At 46.0% G+C, this 17,179-nt stretch carries 16 protein-coding genes; 4 read left to right on the top strand and 12 right to left on the bottom strand.

From position 1 onward, the window contains the following. Window positions 1–43: 43 nt before the first annotated feature. From BVI01S_RS05610 to BVI01S_RS05600, 3 genes are all read right to left on the bottom strand, one after another. Window positions 44–2,524, bottom strand: a complete 2,481-nt coding sequence (locus BVI01S_RS05610; RefSeq protein WP_061809573.1) for a heavy metal translocating P-type ATPase — start codon at window positions 2,522–2,524, stop codon at window positions 44–46. Window positions 2,525–2,536: 12 nt separating this feature from the next. After that, a complete protein-coding gene (locus tag BVI01S_RS05605) occupies window positions 2,537–2,860 on the bottom strand; it encodes an ArsR/SmtB family transcription factor (protein ID WP_034756337.1) in 324 nt (107 codons plus the stop codon). Window positions 2,861–3,034: 174 nt separating this feature from the next. Next, window positions 3,035–3,994 (bottom strand): helix-turn-helix transcriptional regulator, encoded by a 960-nt coding sequence (locus BVI01S_RS05600; RefSeq protein WP_034756335.1) that lies wholly within the window; start codon window positions 3,992–3,994, stop codon window positions 3,035–3,037. 100 nt (window positions 3,995–4,094) lie between these two features. On the opposite strand from BVI01S_RS05600, the gene BVI01S_RS05595 reads away from it, so the two are divergent. Continuing rightward, window positions 4,095–4,577, top strand: coding sequence for a GyrI-like domain-containing protein (locus BVI01S_RS05595; RefSeq protein WP_034756332.1), 483 nt, complete (start codon window positions 4,095–4,097; stop codon window positions 4,575–4,577). 20 nt (window positions 4,578–4,597) lie between these two features. Continuing rightward, a complete protein-coding gene (locus BVI01S_RS05590; RefSeq protein ID WP_034756329.1) occupies window positions 4,598–5,062 on the top strand; it encodes a DUF8821 family protein in 465 nt (154 codons plus the stop codon). Window positions 5,063–5,147: 85 nt separating this feature from the next. Here the strand turns inward: BVI01S_RS05590 and BVI01S_RS05585 are convergent, their stop codons facing one another. Then, window positions 5,148–5,627 (bottom strand): Lrp/AsnC family transcriptional regulator, encoded by a 480-nt coding sequence (locus BVI01S_RS05585; RefSeq protein WP_061809572.1) that lies wholly within the window; start codon window positions 5,625–5,627, stop codon window positions 5,148–5,150. A gap of 211 nt (window positions 5,628–5,838) precedes the next feature. Here BVI01S_RS05585 and BVI01S_RS05580 point away from each other — a divergent pair, with 211 nt between their 5' ends. Next, window positions 5,839–6,765 carry a DMT family transporter gene (locus BVI01S_RS05580; RefSeq protein WP_061809650.1) on the top strand — a complete coding sequence of 309 codons (927 nt, stop codon included), beginning with the start codon at window positions 5,839–5,841 and terminating at the stop codon, window positions 6,763–6,765. 288 nt (window positions 6,766–7,053) lie between these two features. On the opposite strand, the gene BVI01S_RS05575 is transcribed toward BVI01S_RS05580, so the two are convergent. Both BVI01S_RS05575 and BVI01S_RS05570 read right to left on the bottom strand, forming a co-directional pair. Further along, a complete protein-coding gene (locus tag BVI01S_RS05575) occupies window positions 7,054–7,761 on the bottom strand; it encodes a hypothetical protein (RefSeq protein ID WP_061809571.1) in 708 nt (235 codons plus the stop codon). Window positions 7,762–7,774: 13 nt separating this feature from the next. Further along, window positions 7,775–8,884: a mandelate racemase/muconate lactonizing enzyme family protein gene (locus BVI01S_RS05570; RefSeq protein WP_061809570.1), complete on the bottom strand. Its 1,110-nt coding sequence runs from the start codon at window positions 8,882–8,884 to the stop codon at window positions 7,775–7,777. A gap of 89 nt (window positions 8,885–8,973) precedes the next feature. Between BVI01S_RS05570 and BVI01S_RS05565 the strand changes: the two genes are divergently transcribed. Next, a complete protein-coding gene (locus tag BVI01S_RS05565) occupies window positions 8,974–10,239 on the top strand; it encodes a hypothetical protein (protein ID WP_061809569.1) in 1,266 nt (421 codons plus the stop codon). A 5-nt stretch (window positions 10,240–10,244) separates the two neighbouring features. Here BVI01S_RS05565 and nhaC read toward each other — a convergent pair whose 3' ends face one another. From nhaC to BVI01S_RS05535, 6 genes are all read right to left on the bottom strand, one after another. After that, entirely contained in the window at window positions 10,245–11,663 is a 1,419-nt protein-coding gene (nhaC, locus tag BVI01S_RS05560; RefSeq protein WP_034756316.1) for a Na+/H+ antiporter NhaC, read from the bottom strand. A 123-nt stretch (window positions 11,664–11,786) separates the two neighbouring features. Next, the gene (locus BVI01S_RS05555; RefSeq protein WP_034756314.1) at window positions 11,787–12,887 is read right to left on the bottom strand and encodes an amidohydrolase; all 1,101 of its coding nucleotides are present in this window, start codon (window positions 12,885–12,887) and stop codon (window positions 11,787–11,789) included. A 104-nt stretch (window positions 12,888–12,991) separates the two neighbouring features. After that, a complete protein-coding gene (locus tag BVI01S_RS05550) occupies window positions 12,992–13,519 on the bottom strand; it encodes a P-loop nucleotide/nucleoside kinase family protein (RefSeq protein WP_034756312.1) in 528 nt (175 codons plus the stop codon). 29 nt (window positions 13,520–13,548) lie between these two features. Continuing rightward, complete coding sequence (locus BVI01S_RS05545) at window positions 13,549–14,364, bottom strand: sugar nucleotide-binding protein (RefSeq protein ID WP_061809568.1); 816 nt, start codon at window positions 14,362–14,364, stop codon at window positions 13,549–13,551. 118 nt (window positions 14,365–14,482) lie between these two features. After that, the gene (locus BVI01S_RS05540; RefSeq protein ID WP_061809567.1) at window positions 14,483–16,582 is read right to left on the bottom strand and encodes a heavy metal translocating P-type ATPase; all 2,100 of its coding nucleotides are present in this window, start codon (window positions 16,580–16,582) and stop codon (window positions 14,483–14,485) included. Between the two features lie 21 nt (window positions 16,583–16,603). Next, window positions 16,604–16,963, bottom strand: a complete 360-nt coding sequence (locus BVI01S_RS05535; RefSeq protein WP_051758163.1) for an ArsR/SmtB family transcription factor — start codon at window positions 16,961–16,963, stop codon at window positions 16,604–16,606. Between the last annotated feature and the right edge of the window lie 216 nt (window positions 16,964–17,179).

Here is a 17,179-nt window from a genome sequence, read left to right as displayed (position 1 = left end):
ACCTCGGTTGATAACTCACCGGTAGGCAACCTCTCTCCTTCTATTACTTCCCTTTCACCAGCCTAAGAGCATTCAAAATCACAATAATCGCTGCTCCCGTGTCGCTTAAGACTGCCAGCCATAGTGTCAGGATCCCCGGGAAAATCAGGACGAGTGCGGCAAACTTCACAATCAACGAGAACCAGATGTTCTGTTTGATGATCGCCAGTGCTCTTCTGCTTAACTTGATGGTATGCGGCAACTGATCCAGATTATCGGCCATCAACACTATATCCGCCGTTTCCATGGCCGTATCGGTCCCTGCCCCTCCCATGGCGATTCCGAGATCCGCAGTGGCTAAGGCTGGCGCATCGTTGATTCCGTCACCGACCATGGCTACTTTATGTCCTTCACTCTGTAAGGTCTTCACCACGTTCACTTTATCTTCTGGTAAAAGTTCGGCAAAATAGCGATTCACATTGGCTTCCTTCGCAATCATCTCTGCCGTTCCTTCATTATCCCCTGTCAGCATGACCACATCCCGAATCCCTGCAGCCTTTAACCCCTCAAGGGAGCGGACTGTCGTCTTCCGGATCGAGTCTGCAACGGAGATGACTCCCATGACACCTTGATCCGAACCGATGATCACGACAGTTTTCCCTTTTGTTTGGAGCTCTTTGATCATCTGTCTGGCTCCACCCAGGGATATACCCTTCTCATCAAACAGTTTGGTGTTTCCTGCATAATGGGTGACTCCATCAATCTTTGCCTGAACACCTTTCCCCACAATGTTCTTAAACGATTCACCACTTTTTGCTTGAATTCCTCTTTCGTGCGCAGACGCCACAATAGTCTTTGCGATGGGGTGAGTGGAGTACTCTTCTAACGTCAGAGCGATGGATAACAGTTCTTCTTCCGTTGCATCGAAGGATTTGATATCCGCCACACGCGGTTTCCCTTCCGTAAGGGTGCCCGTTTTATCAAACGCAATGGCGGTGATGCTTCCCGCTTTTTCAAGGAAGGTGCCGCCTTTGATCAAGATTCCGTTCTTTGCCGCATTTCCAATCGCCGAGACGATGGCGACAGGTGTGGAAATGACAAGGGCACACGGACAGGCCACCACTAACAGTTCAAGGCCTTTGTAGAACCATTCTCCCCACGTGCCGAACCCAACGAGTGGAGGCAGTACCATCATCACGAGAGCCAATACAAAGACGATCGGTGTATAAGTCGCCGCAAAGCGATCAATGAACGCCTGGGTCGGAGCTTTCTGTTCCTGTGCTTCTTCCACAAGGTGAATGATTTTGGAAATCGTCGTATCTTCCACTAGCTTTGTCACCCGTACTTCAAGAGATCCATTTTCATTGATGGTCCCAGCGTACACCGCATCGCCCTGTTCCTTGTCAACAGGGATGGATTCACCTGTGATCGGTGCCTGATTGATGCTGGATTCACCCGATAGGATTTCCCCGTCCAACGGGATTCTGTCTCCCGGTTTCACCACGAGGACTTCACCAACCGCCACTTCCTCGACCGGCTTTTTTATTAATTGAGTCCCGGCTTTGATCCACGCCTCCGATGGTGCGAGATTCATCAGGTTCCGGATGGAGCTCCTCGTTTTCTCTATGGACATCGTCTGAAGCGTCGTTCCGAGGGCAAACAACCAGACAACCGTTGCCCCTTCCAGCCATTCACCAATCAGTGCCGCCCCGATGGCAGCCGCCGACATCAGTACATTCATATCCAGGGAACGGCTCTTAACGGAATAAAACGCACTTTTTACCGGCTTGTAGCCGCTTATAATCATCGCAGCTGCGTACAGAAGCGTGACCACTAAAGGGGAAATGCCCATAAATGAACCTGAGAATCCAAGTGCGATCAAGACTCCTGAAGTGATGATGCTCCCATATCCTTCTTTGATAGAGGAAACGTCTTGCTCACCTTTAGCTGGCAGCGATGCACGAAATCCGATCTTGGACACTTCCGCGATAATCTCTTCCACACTGTTCTCATGATCCACTTTCATTTTCCCCGTTGAGAAATGAACATTTACCTGTCGGACTCCCGGAACGGTGTTGAGATGGTTTTCAATGCTCTTGGCACAGCTACTGCAATCCATTCCTTCAACCACATAGGTTCTGATGTCTTTCCTTTCGTTGATCGGTTCGATTTTAAATCCAAGCTTTTGTACTTCCGTTTCTACTCGATCAAGCGAGTTCCCGGTTACGTGAAGCTTCGCTGTGTTATAGTTGACTTTTGCCTCGCCGATTCCCTCCAACTTGACGAGAGATTTCTCGATGGAGAGTGCGCAGGATGGGCAATCCATGCCATTTATTCTGTATTGAGCTTGTTCAGATGCGAGGTCATCTCCGGAACAGCATGCTCCTTTACCCATCTCGACAGCTTCGCTGGTGCAACATGAGTTTGTCTTCAGACCCTGTTCTGAAGAAGGTTCATCGGCGCTACAGCAGCTTTTGGTGTTCTCCGTTTTATGTTGAGCACTTCCGTATTCGTTGTCTTTCGAGTTGCAACATGACTCTCCCATTTCCTTCACCCTTTATCCAATATGATGTCTACAACACGCCACATCGTTATCTACTTCATCCAGTACCACATCAAACATCGTCAGCAAATCGCGCACATGCTGGTTGCTCAGGCTATAGTACGTATACTTTCCTTCCTGCCGGCCAACAATCAGGCCGCATCCCCTCAAGCAGGCCAGATGCTGAGACACACTTGACTGACTCCCGTCCAGTTCCCCGACAATCTGAGAAACCGTCTTCTCTTCTGTCTTGATACTTTCCAATATCTGAATCCTGATTTTGTGCGCAAATCCCTGCAGGAACTTCACCTTTGTCTCTAAATCAATCTTCGTATCCATTTTTAAGGTCCACCCTTCACATTAGATTTTTCTAATATGTATCTCCATCATATTAGCAATATCTAATATGTGTGTCAAAAAATTATCAGAACTTTCAGGTATAAAAAAAAGGCCAATCCCCTGGTCTCAAGGACTGGCATCATTTGTATTTGTCCACGACATACTTAAAATCATTCAAAGACAGAATAACTTAAATCGTGCATGTAAAACATCCAAAACTTCGTCCGGCACTTTCCTTATGCTGATATCTTCACCGAGGAACATGATCCAATTAGCCATTTCCTTTACCTCTTCTGATTTAGTCGCATCAACAAAAGTCTTTAGAACTCCAGTACTGTGGTATGGATTGGTATAAGAAAGGGAAACGTTTTTAGGATGGTATTTTTTGAACTGAGCAATCGCTTCCGGGCCGAGATCAATGATGACGTTCATGACTTCTACCTGTTTTTTCAGATGGTCCAGAATTTCTTGTTCACTTCTTCTTTTTCTGTTTTGGTACGGTTGGACATCGGTGAGTTGATCAACTGAAAAGACCTGTTTCTTATCATCATTCAAATTGAACCCTTCGATATGCCAATGGCTTTTTTCACGATAAAGCTGCAAGAGATAAATGGGGTAGGTTTCCATGACATTCTCTTCAATCGTTATGAATAAGTACCTGTCCGACAGCAGGGTCTGTAGCAGCTTTTCCAGCATGGGATGGGGAAGGTCCGAAAGGTCAAGGATGTCAGGATTATGGGGATTGGTCCCTTCAAAGAGCAAGATCTTATTTAGCAGAACGAGGTTATCCTGTTGTTGTTCTGAAATGAGACTGAGAAGTTTCTCTGCCAGGGATTGGCGACTCTTCAAATAAGGAAGCTGAAGATTTCTTGTCGCCATAAACGCGATAAATAGAGCTTTCACCTCATTATCGGTAAAACGGACCTCAGGCAGGACAGAATTGTGCATGACAAAATAACCGCCATCCCGTCCAACTTCAGAAACGAGGGGCATCCCCATTGACTCAATCTCCCTGATATCCCTCATCGCCGTCGACCTTGAAATATCAAACTCACGCATGATCTCAGCAATCGTAAAGTGGGCTCGATTATTGATATAACGCATAATCACATTTATCCGTTCAACTTTTTTCATGGGACCCCCTAAACAGTATCATTTTTTGACACAATTTAACGTTAGTATATACATATCAAGTGTTGAAGACAACAAATCATTGAAAAGGCAGGTTTTGACAATGTCAGATTATACGTTAGAAGAAAAAGAATCCTTCACCGTTGTAGGCGTGGGAACCGAATTGAAGAGCCACTACACTGATATGGCCGGCTTAAATAGGGAAAAGGCAGACTTTTGGAAAGGAATCATACAAGATGGAACACTGGACTCGTTAAAACCCATCGCATCCAATGACTACATTTTCGCCGTGAATGAAGCGATAAATGGAAAGATGATGCATCATGGCGGAGTCATGGCAAATGCATCGGCCGCCCCCGAAGAAGCCAAAGCCATTCAATTTCCCAAGGGAACCTATCTCGTTGTAGAAGGAGAGGGACATACTGCAGAGGAACTGGATCAGACTGTTTCCGGCATTGCTTTTGGACGTGTCCTGCGGGAAGCAAAGGACTTTGCCTATGTTGGAGGGCCGAATGCAGTGGTAGAGATGGGGCAGCGAAACGGAATGGTGTATGGAGAAATGTGGATTCCTGTTGTGATGAAATAAAGAAACAAGGAGAAATGATCATGTCTTATACAGTAGATTTCAAGAATGTGTCTACGATCGGTTTAGAATCATCGCCTGTAGCAGAAGCACTAGCTGGTGTACGTGCCCATGAAGCCCGTTATTTTATGAACAAGTATAAGCATGGATTTACCGTTGTACCGGCCAGCGAAAGCCGGGAAACACTCGACTATGTGCAACGAATCCTAAAAGAAGAACGTGAGCTTGAATTTGAGGCCAAGGCATTGGAAACGTCGCACTTTCAAGTGGAAAACATCCAATTCACGTATGTCTTTTATGAGGATGGTTTGGCGGTCAATGTTATGTATACCGTTGATGATCCATCGAAACGTGCAGTCGGGTTTAAGCTTTCTGAAGATATGGAGATACCGAAGGAGCTTGAAGGGAAGTTTAAGTTTGCGAGGCAGAAATCCAAACTGGCCGGTACCATCCGGGGATCATATTTTGTGATTAAGGGAGAGTATTAATATAGGAAAGGGGATAGGAGTACCTTCCTGTCCCCTTGTTTCATTTACCATTCAAGTGGTCAAGCATTAATGGGGCCAGCCCCACTCAATCCCCCAAGATCGGAAGCACTGTCGAATCCTTGATCTCCCTCAACGCTAAACTCGTCTGAATCTTCGTGATCCCCATCTCATTCAACCTTCTAATAAATAGTTCCAGCCCCTTCCGATCCTTACAGGCCACTTTCAGAAGATAATCATACTCCCCGGTCAAGCAATGACATTCCAGTACTTCCACCATTGATTCGAGCGTCCCTTCCACTGCTTCCAGCTTTTCTGTCCGGTGCTCATTCGTGCTCATAAACACAAAGCATAGTAAGTCAAACCCCAGTTTTTCGTGATTCAGAATTGCTACCTGTTTCTTGATGTACCCTTCCGTCTCGAGCCGCTTGATGCGTGCGTGAACGGCTGGTGCCGATAGGTTGACCCGCTTCGATAATTCAAGATTGCTCAGCTGACCGTCCTTTTGCAGTAAATCCAAAAGCTTGAGATCCATTTGATCCAATACCCTGCTTACAACTGATTCCATGATTCAACCACCCTTTTCAATTGTTCCAAAAACCACTGATAAAACGTTGCATAAATGAATTTTTATAATCTGATAATCTATCATACTTTCAATTATTTCGATTTATCCTCATTATACAATATGTTCTTTTGTAAATCGGATATAATGTTAAAATTATTCTTATAGCAAATGTCATTGTGCACAGTGGCTCTGTGAAATGGAGCTGAATGACGTGAAATATCATTATCTATTGTTACTGACCAGTCTTCTCTGGGGAGGCAATTTCATCGTGGGCAAAACCCTTGTGGAGCATGCATCCCCGGGAACGTTGACGATATTAAGATGGGCCATCGCCATCGTCTGCCTGTTTCCGATGGTCTGGTGGAAAGAAAAAAAGCTCGTTCCACCCGTACGATCGATTCTGCCATTATGTTTAATGGGAGTGACAGGGGTTGCCCTCTTTCAGGCACTGCAATTCATGGCCCTCGAAAAGACCTCTGCCACCAATGTCGGACTGATTTCTACGTTAAATATGTTTTCCATTGCCGGAATTTCTTTTATTTTTCTGAAAGAAAAGATGAACGCCTTTCAACTGTCTTCCATGTTCTTGTCACTCTTTGGCGTGTTGCTTGTCCTGTCCAAAGGAAACCTGGAAATGGCCTTTTCCTTAGAGTTCAATGAAGGGGACCTGTATATGCTGGCTGCCGTGGTGATGTGGGGTTTTTATTCCGTTTGCAGCAAGTGGGCGATGAAGAGTGTCACGCCCATGATGTCGATTCTTTATTCAGGAGTGTTCGGACTTCTTATCCTGCTGCCTTTCAATCTTCATGATTTCCGTGTGACCAATGTCGATGCATCCTTCGTGCAGTCGATCCTGTATACCGGCGTGATTTCCACGGTTGTCTGCATGGTGCTTTGGAATGTCGGGGTGAATAAGCTGGGGCCAAGTACGTCGGGGTTGTTCTTGAACTTCAATCCAGTATTCACGGCTTTATTGGCGTTTGTCTTTTTGGGTGAGAAGATGAATGGGCTTCAGGTTGTAGGAAGTGCGATTGTTTTGGCAGGGTGTGTGTTGTTTTCGGTATTTAAGACAAAGCCTAAATTGTTCAAGGAAGTTCCATCAGGTATGCTGTCCAATGAGCCTGTGAAGACTTCATAAAGAAAATAAAAATGCTTGGAGACACAGATGCTCGAAGCATTTTTTTCGCGATCTCTATATACCTGTAAAATAAACGACCTCAATAAGCGGACATATTCCGCTTATTGAGAAATTCTGCACGAAATATCAAGTAATAGACGGACATATTCCGCCTATTTACTCTAAATGCTTTAAAATGTACCATCTTGACGTGCCTTAAACGGAAAAACTCCGCTTATCCCCCCCGAAACTACACACATTTTGCACGATAACAGGAAAAATTCCGCTTATTCATCAGAAGACAATCTGTTAGGACAGTGGCTGCCTTCTCACATACAACACCCGATACCCACCATCATCTTCCTCCATCGAAATGCCACGCCACCCTTCATCCAATAACGCCTGCTGTCCCTCGACATCCCCCATCGGAACTCTGGCAATCTCGGAAATTTCTTCTCCTCCGCCATCTCCATCAAGACGCTTAATGAACACATAGCGCAATTGATCCACGTACTTGACCTTAAGGGCCGCAATCTCCATACCCTGCTTAAACTTATCTTTTAAACTGGGAATATTAAAGGGAGCGACGGTGCATGCCACATAGGTGAACTTTTGATCCAGCTTCGCCTGCTCCTGCATGATCAAATGAGCCAGTGTTTGCTGAAGCCGGTTGCCTCTGTAATCCGGGTGTACGTTCGAGATTTCCTGATAGATGACCCGTGGCAGTTCCTCTGCATCTAATCCAACATCCAGCCCCAGATGCTCTTCATCAATTGGGGGAATCAACAAGGCGCGGAATGCAATTAGTCCCGTCTCTGTAAAGGCTCCGATCATCAGTCCGTTTCCGGTTAATATATAGTTCAATTCCTCATACGTCAGGGGCTGCAGGTTCTTTTTTTCCGTCAAGGTCTCCACGACAAGCTCCTGCAGCTGCTGTACTTGACTTATATCCTCTTTACTTAACAAACGGACAGTGTAGGATTCACTGTCAATAAACCCTTCAAATAGATAATCCATGATTCTATGCTCCTTACTCTACGATACTCTTAAACTCAGTCAACTCTTCCAGAATTTCTTTATCTACGTTAACACCGAGGCCCGCTTTGTCCGATAGTCGGATATAGGGGACGTCATAATGCAGGTCTCCGATGTCCTTCGAAAACTTAATAGGTCCCGTCAATTCTACACTAGTGATGACCCTTTTGGAAAAAGCCACATGGAATCCGGCTGCTGAGGCGATGGATGATTCGACCATTGAACCAACCTGGCATTCCATCCCTGCCATCTCAGCCATGTGGGCAAGTTTCACTGCCGGATAGATTCCTCCGCTCTTCATCAATTTAATGTTCACTTTATCCGCTGCCTGCTTCCCGATGATTTCACGCATGTCACGTACGCCTTTCAGCCCTTCATCAATCATGAGGGGGATATCTGTCTTCGATTTAATCCGGACCATCCCATCCACATCATCTGCCAAAACGGGCTGCTCCAGCCAATCGATGTTCAGGTCATGAAGATGCCGCAGAGCCTTCAACGTCTGACTGCTGTTCTTCCAGCCCTGATTCACATCCACCCGGATCGGCACGTCCAACCCGACACGTTCCCTGACCTTCCGGATTCGTTCAATGTCCTGGTCGACATCGGTTCCAACCTTCATTTTAAACGATTGAAAACCTTTCTCGATCATTCTGGCTGCTTCCTCTGCCATTGTATCCGGGTCTGTTATGCTCAGGACATGGGTGATCTGGAATTCGTCATGATACCGGCCGCCGAGCAGCTGATAAACGGGTTGATTCACTTTTTTTCCAATGAGATCATAGCAAGCAATGTCGATGGCCGCCTTGGCCGTCGGGGCATTGTAAATGGCTTGATCCATCAGCTCATGAATTCTTTCAATATGAAACGGGTTCTCCCCGATCAGTTTCGGGGCGAGGGTGTGCTGAAGTACCTGAAATGTGCTTTCCCACGTTTCCCCTGTCACATGTTCATCCGCCACCGCTTCACCGTATCCAATGATTCCTTCGTCCGTCTCCATTTCCAAAATGATTGAAGGCATATCCTCATAGGTATGGTAACTGATGATAAAAGGCTGTTTCAGTGGTAATCGAATGGCATAGAGATTGATTTTTTTGATGATCATATGCTAAGCACTCCTTTAAAATTTACCAAATTTCATTTCTTCTTGGTATAATGTCGTTATATAGTCGTTAATTCAGAGAGGAGATTATCATGAAAACGAAAATCGCGCTGATCGGGTCGAGAGAATTCATCGAACACGTCCAGACGTCCATTGTACCGGATTTGAACACTATCGAACTGATCCCCTATATTTACGGTGAGCCCCAGGAAGCAAGCTTACATATAAAAAACCTGACACCCTGTGATGCCGTATTGTTTTCCGGAGCACTGCCTTACTTTTTTTCAAAAGAAGAATGCCACACATTGTCTGTCCCGGTCCTTTACCTGGAACAGGATGAAACGGCCCTTGTGACATCACTGCTTTATATCCTTCACCATCATGGGATTGAACCAGACCGCGTGTCCATCGACTTAATGGATCTTTCTTTCATCGATCATGCCCAGTCAGACTTACACCTCAAGAACCCTCCCCGATATGTGATGGATTATAAAGAACGCCTGCCCCACACCTTTCACATCGACGACTATACAGACTTCCACCGCCAGTTATTTCAGGATGGTCAAACAGATATGGCCTTAACGAGCATCCATGCGGTTTATAACCGGCTTGTCGAGTTGCACATCCCTTGTATGCGAATGATCGACCCTGCCAAGTCATTAATACGGACCATCCATGAAGCTCATGCCCAATCCCTTCTTTCGAAACGAAAAGCGGCCACGATCGCTGCTGCCCGTCTTTCCATACAAGAATGGGATGGTGAACGGGAACATCTTCATGAGCTTGCCCGCTTGATGAACGGGACCCTTCAAAAAAAGGAGGACGATGCTTCCTACACGATCTACAGCAACAGGGGAAGCATTGAACATTTCATGGAAAGCACCGACTTCCATTCTCTGTTTCAGCTTGAACATCCCGTGCTTGCAGGCTTCGGATACGGTCCTACGGCAGCGGAGGCAGAAGCTAACGCACAGACCGCGTTGTCCTTTGCCAGAAAGGTTGATCCTGATGGCTGTGCCTTTATTCTGAATGAGGAAAAAGAGTTATCAGGGCCTTATCCTGATAACAGCAAGAAACAGCATCTGAAGAGTGATACTCCCGACATGCTGTCTCTTGCCAAACAATTAAAATTAAGTCCGGCGAACTTATCCAAACTCGTTCAATTCTACAAATCCCGTTCCGCCCGTGATTTCACTACGGCAGAGCTTTCGGACTATATGCAAATCACCAGGCGCTCCACGGAACGGATCTTGAAGAAACTGGTGGACAACGGTTCTGCCAAGATCATTGGAGAAGAAATGACGTATGCACAAGGAAGGCCACGCGCCATTTATGAACTGACCTTCCCCATTTATTGACCGGTTCAGGAGGAAAGTGTGGCATCCTCCTGCTGTGCTGCTTTCATTTCGGTTTCACTCAGCTTGGTAATGGTGAAGCCCGTGAAGGCATAGATGATGGAAATGATCGGCACGATGAAATTCAGCACCGCATATGGCGCATACTCGAATGCATGAACGCCGAGCGTTCCTAAAATAAAGACGCCGCATGTATTCCATGGGATAAAGACGGATGTCAACGTCCCTCCATCCTCAAGGGCGCGGGACAGATTCTTTGAATGCAGCCCTTTTTCCTTGTAGGCATTCGCATACATCCTTGAAGGCACCACAACCGAAATATACTGTTCAGAGCATGATGCATTTGTGGCAAAACAAGACACAACAGTGGAAGCCACCAGGCCTTTCGCTGTCTTTGTCACCTTAAGGATCTGGTTGACGATGGCTTGAAGCATACCTGTGTGCTCCAAGATCCCCCCGAAGGTCATGGCAACGATTGTCATGGAGACCGTGTACATCATGGAATCGAGACCTCCACGAGAAAACAGATCATCCACCATCGTATTGCCCGTCTCGATCACGTATCCGCTTTGAAGAGCCGAAACAGCATCCGCAAACGAATCATGCTGAATGAATACCTGAGCTCCAAACCCAAGAATGATCCCCACGATCAGGGCCGGGATGGCAGGCACTTTCTTGGCAACGAGCACAATGACAAGCAGCGGTACAATCAGTAAAAACGGTGACAGGACAAAGCTGTCCTGGAGAACACCGATCGTTTTTCCAATGTCCTCCGTATTGACGCCGCTTTTTCCAAAATTCCTTCCTAAATACGCATATACAGCCAGGGCAATCACAAAGCCCGGGATGGTCGTGTAAAGCATGTGACGGATATGTACAAAAAGATCCGTGTTGGTCAGCCCCGAAGCCAGGTTCGTTGTATCTGACAGCGGCGACATCTTATCACCGAAATAAGCCCCGGAGATAATGGCACCTGCAATCATCGGAGCCGGAATCCCCATACTGATGCCGATCCCCATGCCCGCAACACCGATGGTCCCCATTGTTGACCAGGAACTCCCGATCGCAAGCGACACTACGGCACAGATGACGCTAATCGATAAAAGGAAAAGCGATGGTGTGATCATCTTCAGACCATAATAGATCATCGTTGCCACGATTCCGCCGCCGATCCACGCACCGATCGTCAATCCCACAAGCATGATGATGACGACGGCAGGTAAAGCAAGACGGATCCCCTTATACATCGCTTCCTCTATATCCTTCCATTTGAATCCAGTAAACCATGCGACTAGTGCAGCCGTGACCGTACCGATGATCAGAGGAATGTGCGGCCCCTGCTCCAATACGACGATTGTGATAGCCATTACAGTGATCATGACTAGCAATGGTATGATGGCCAGCCAAAACGACATTTCTTTCTTCATCCAAATTCCCCCTTGATACCCCTTTGTTTTTTGACTATTCCTAATTGTCGTTAAATAGTCGCTATATGAGTATCATAAGGGGAGAAGCTGGAGACGTCAATCCGTTTTTGGTACCGTTTACAATCAGATTGATGCCTTTTTCAGCGTCTCCGCTAGTATTTTTGCCGCTTGATTCAGCGCTGAAACGTTAAACGTCATGTCCGGATGGTGCAAGCCGGGAGTCAAATCTGCACCGACCCCGATCATCGCCGCCTTCACTTCCGGATGCTTGATCGTGTAGAAATGAAAATCATCACTGCCCGATGTAATGACCGGCGGAGCCAATGCTTCTTTACCCGCGATGGAGCGAATCGCTTCCCTCGTGATGCTCTCAGCCTCTTCCGACACTTCCGCTCCTGGAGTATAGTCTGTCCATTCATACTCAATCGTGACTCCGTACAGCTTGGCAATAGCGTCGACTCCATCATTCAGACGGCGCTGTATTTCTTCCATCACCTCATTCTTCTGGGCACGCACATCGATGGCAAACTCCGCATTCCCCGGGATGATGTTGAGATTCTCCCCACCTGCAGCGAGCTTTGTCAGTTTCGCAGAATACGATTCAAATGGAGACAAATAGATCGTTTTCAAAAAGGAATGGATGCTCATCAACACATCGATGCTATTCTTTCCCTGATGGGGTCTCGCCCCATGGGCATCTATTCCTTTGATTTTCCCTTCCATGTAAATGCCTGCCCCGTGATGGACCGATGGCGAAAAGAAACCATGATCCAATTCTTCCTTCGGTCGCAGATGAACCCCGAATAAATAACGAGCATCCAGAAGCGCCCCTTTCTCGATCATGGTCAGCGATCCATTCCCCTTCTCCTCTGCAGGCTGAAAAATGAAACGGATCCGCTTATTTTTCGGAGGATCCTGCAGGCAATAAAGAAGGGCTCCGAGAACCATGGACATATTGGCATCATGACCACAGGAATGATTCGCCTTCATTACCCCGTCCACCTCTTGCCACAGGGCATCGATGTCCGCGCGAACAGCCGTCACTTCATCCCCTTCTCCTATCTCAGCAATCACCCCTGTCACATCAGAAAATCTCCTGTAGCCCACATTCAGTTCATCCAAAATTGCTGCAATCCTATTCGTCGTTTCAACTTCCTTCCAGCTCACTTCCGGATGAGCGTGGAAATGGGTGAACCATTCTAGTATCTGTTTTTCAACGTTCATACTTTTTCTCCTTTCAATCCATTTCACTTATGTATTCTGAGATGGGGAGGGGAAGTCCTGCTTTTGTTCAAAAAGCATGGGGCCGCACTATTCCTTACCACCTTTTAATTGTCGATCACTATTTCCCCTTCTCCTTGAGGTATTTCAAAACCATTAAGATATGATGCTAAAAGCTCTTCTGAAATGGGGAAGGAATTGGCATCAAAGCGCTGGTTACGTACTTTAAGTCGTTCACGCAAATCATGTTCTTGAACCTTCAAATAAACCAGTATCCATTTACCCCCGGAATCCTCAATCAGTTTTTTATATCGATTCCTTCTCCCCCGGTCCCAAAAACTAAAATCTATCACCACCTGCTGTTTATCGTGGATTAACTTTATTAATCGGTTGCGTAATGTTTCTTCTGCATCTTTTCTATATTCCTCAAACTTTTCCATTGGGAAATCAATTCCCCATCGACCATTCGTTGCCCATATTTCTTCATCGATTGAAAGGCGGACAAACCCAGATCGCTCCAATATTTGTGAAAAAGTCGTTTTACCGGAACCCGCCACCCCACACATCATGACCACTAATGGGGTTACATCATTTCGTTCACGGTAGATCAGGTCAAAATTAAACGTATCAAACATGTGTAAACCCCCATTTCAACAGGATCTGCCTAAACTAAATCCCTTATCAATGCTCTATTCGTCTTCACCAAACGCTCCGGAAGATCCTTTCGAATGCTCTTCAGCCCGAAATGAAATGTCTCCGGTTTATCTTCAAGCAGGCAATTATGAAACGTAACATCCTTATTCGTAAGGTTGCCCACTAGTTCCTCAACGAATTGAGACTGAGCCATCATATCGACCGCACCGAGATGAAATACTCCTTTAACGTGATGAAGAATGATGTATTTTAACTGTTTGGCCAATAACTCATCTGTGAGATGATTACACTCCAGGTTGCTGTATACATCAATGGCGCCTTCTTCAATCCCACTTTTAATCTGGTCCAGTCTAGGAGAGTTCTTCCCCCATATTTGCGGAATCCGTATTGTAACGGCCCGTTCCTGTAATAATTCTTGCAACAAGTTTTCACACTCTATTTTAAACTGCCCGTAGGGTGATGCAGCGTTAGGAGCGTCTTCTTCTGTATGATGCTTCGTGAAATCCCCATCGAACACATTGGCCGTAGAAAAGTAGTAGAGTGTGCTTTCTCTATATTGCATTTCCTTTGCGAGTTCCCTGTGAAATTCAAGCTGTTGATCAAAATCACCACGCAGACATGAAATGATGCTATCGGGTCTTAAGGTTTTGACCATATCTTTCATCTGATCTGTATCGCTGATTTCTAATTGAAATTGATTTTCGTGAGGAAGATCTACGGGTCTGGTTGTATAGGTCCCATATACGTCGAAGGAGTCTTTGCATTCTTCCACCAGTGCTTTTCCCACTAATCCGCTTGCTCCGAAGATAAGCAGTTTTTTCATCATAAATGCCTCCCATCTCGGAATTGTGTTCTCTCTTGTTTATTCTACTAAACAGCTGTGAAAACCCTTTAATGCACAATAAAAAAAATGAAAGGAGCAGGGATCGTCCCGCTCCTTTCATTTAATTTGACACTTTTAACTTTTCCCCGATCATCACCGTTAAACTAATCAACGTAACCAAGATGGTCGCACCCATATCAGACAGGATGGCAATCCATAGTGTGAGTAGTCCTGGGATGGTCAAGAGTAATGCAATCAATTTCAACCCCAATGCAAGGGAAATGTTGATCTTGATGATGGTATTGACCCTTTTCGCAATCTTGATGGCGGAAGGAAGTTTTCCGAGATGATCCTGCATCAGAACGATGTCCGCCGTTTCAATGGCGCTGTCGGTTCCTTTCCCCATGGCGATTCCCAGGTCGGCCGTTGCCAGTGCCGGGGCATCGTTGATTCCGTCGCCCACCATGGCCACTTTTCCTTTGCTTGTTAGTTCTTTTACTTTCGCGACTTTTTCGTCCGGCAGGAGACCTGCATAGTAATCGGTCAATCCCACTTGCTGTGCCACTTTTTCTGCAGTCTTGTCGTGGTCTCCTGTCAGCATCACAGCTTGTTTGATACCGGCAGAATATAGGTCCTGTATGATTTCTTTACTTTCTTCCCTGATTTCATCCGTGATGCCGAATAACCCAAGAACCTCTGTATCGCTTGAGACAATCACCAGCGTATACCCATTGGCTTTCATCGTTTGGATCTTTTGCTCGACTTCAGAAGGAACGGGGCATTCGAGACTTTTCTCGTTTCCGACTCTGTAACTTTTCCCTTCAATCATGGCAGCTACACCTTGACCGGAGATGGTGTTGATCTCTTCCGGTTCCGAGAATGCCTGGTTTGCTGAGTCGTCGCTTATCTTCTTCATAACCGCTTTGGCAATCGGATGTGAAGATGATTTTTCGATTGAACCGGCAATCCTAAAGAAGTTTTCTTGATCGTATACAGCCATTTCTTCTACATACGGATGACCTTTGGTGAGCGTACCCGTTTTATCAAATGCAACGGTGTCAATTTTACCGAGTTGCTCGAGGAATACGCCGCCTTTTACAAGGATCCCGTTTTTTGCATTGCGGGCAATCCCTGACACGATGGCTATCGGAGACGACAGGATCAATGCACACGGACAACCGACAATGAGTACCGCGAGCCCTTGATAAAACCATTCTCCCCAGTCCCCATTAAATAGAAGGGGCGGGACGAACATCACCAATGCGGACACGATCATGATGATCGGTGTATAATACCGGGCAAATCGATTGATGAATTGTTCTGTCGGGGTCTTGGTTTCCTGAGCCTCTTCGACTAAGTGCAGGATTTTCGCAAGGGACGAATCTTTGTATTCTTTCGAAATCCTTACCTTAAGGACCCCTTCGTTGTTGATGCTTCCGCCGAAGACTTTCTCATCCTTTTCCTTCTCAACCGGCATGGCTTCACCGGTGATGGCCGCTTCATTGACGGAACTCTTACCGGATTCGACGATTCCGTCTGACGGGATTTTCTGTCCTGATTTCACAAGGACGAGATCCCCTGCGTTCAATGAGCTGATCGGTACGACCCTTTCCTTGTCGCCTTCAATCAGAATCGCTTCTTTCGGGGCGACCTTCATTAATTCCTCCATGGACTTCCTTGCCTTCTCCATGCCCATTCCTTCAAGCAGTTCGTTGACGCCGAACAGAATCGCTACAAGCGTCCCTTCTTTCCATTCCCCAATGGAAAAGGCGCCTATCAGGGCAATCGTCATCAACGTATCGATGTTTAACTTGAATTTCAGCAGATTCTTTGCTCCCTTGATGAAGGTTGGATATCCGCTTGTCGCAGCAGCCGTCAAATACATAATGATCGGGACCAGATTATCCAACTGCGAATCGACATAGATCGCTGAGAAAAAGATGATGGCCGATATCCCAAGCAGGATCTTCATTGTGTTGCTGTTAGTATGCTCATGGGAATGGTCATGACCATGTTCATCCCCATGATCCTTCACGAGGGAGGCTCCATCAGCGGAGAGGATCTTCTCCACTTTTTGCATATCAACGCCTTTATTCAGGACTAATTTGCTGCTGTTATAAAGAATTCTCGAGCCTTCTCCATTTTCCAGTTTATTGATTTCCTCTTCCATGTCCCTCGCACAATTGCTGCACGAGAGCCCTTGAAGCTTATATTCGTCCATCTTGAACTCCCCCATTGTTTCCTAGTGGTGTCTCGCATGGTGCATCGTTTGCTGAAGCATGTTCATGACATGATCATCATCGGCAGAATAGTACAATGTCGTGCCTTCGCGTCTGTACTTGACCAATCGTAAATTTTTCAAGAAGCGCAATTGATGAGATACGGTCGTTTGAAGCAGCGACAGCTTTTCAGCGATATCATTAACAGAGTGTTCCTTTTGCGCCAATAAATGAAGAATCTTTACACGAGTCGGCTCGGACAATGCTTTAAACGTCTGAGTGACGATAAATAACGTTTCTTCATCAATCTCCACACAAGGTTCATCTATTTTTTCATCCTGTTTATGCCCATTCAGCTCTTCATGATTATTATTCTTTCGCATGTCGACACTCCTATTCTATTTCAATATATGACAATGTGTTCATGTATTCTTATTTATATGATAAAAAAAAGAACATGCCACTGTCAAACAGTAATCATTGTTATTTTCAAACAGTTAAGAAATCTGGATTTTTAAGAAAGCTTTTTTTTCATAGAAGGTGGTTTCTGATGGATATGGAAGGAAATTTGTCCTCCATACCCTCATAAAGTTGATTGA

This window comes from Rossellomorea vietnamensis NBRC 101237 (assembly GCF_001591825.1).
Classification (GTDB): Bacteria; Bacillota; Bacilli; order Bacillales; family Bacillaceae_B; genus Rossellomorea; species Rossellomorea vietnamensis.
Note: the sequence above shows the minus strand (reverse complement) of the source record. Positions and strands in the feature narration are given on the sequence as shown.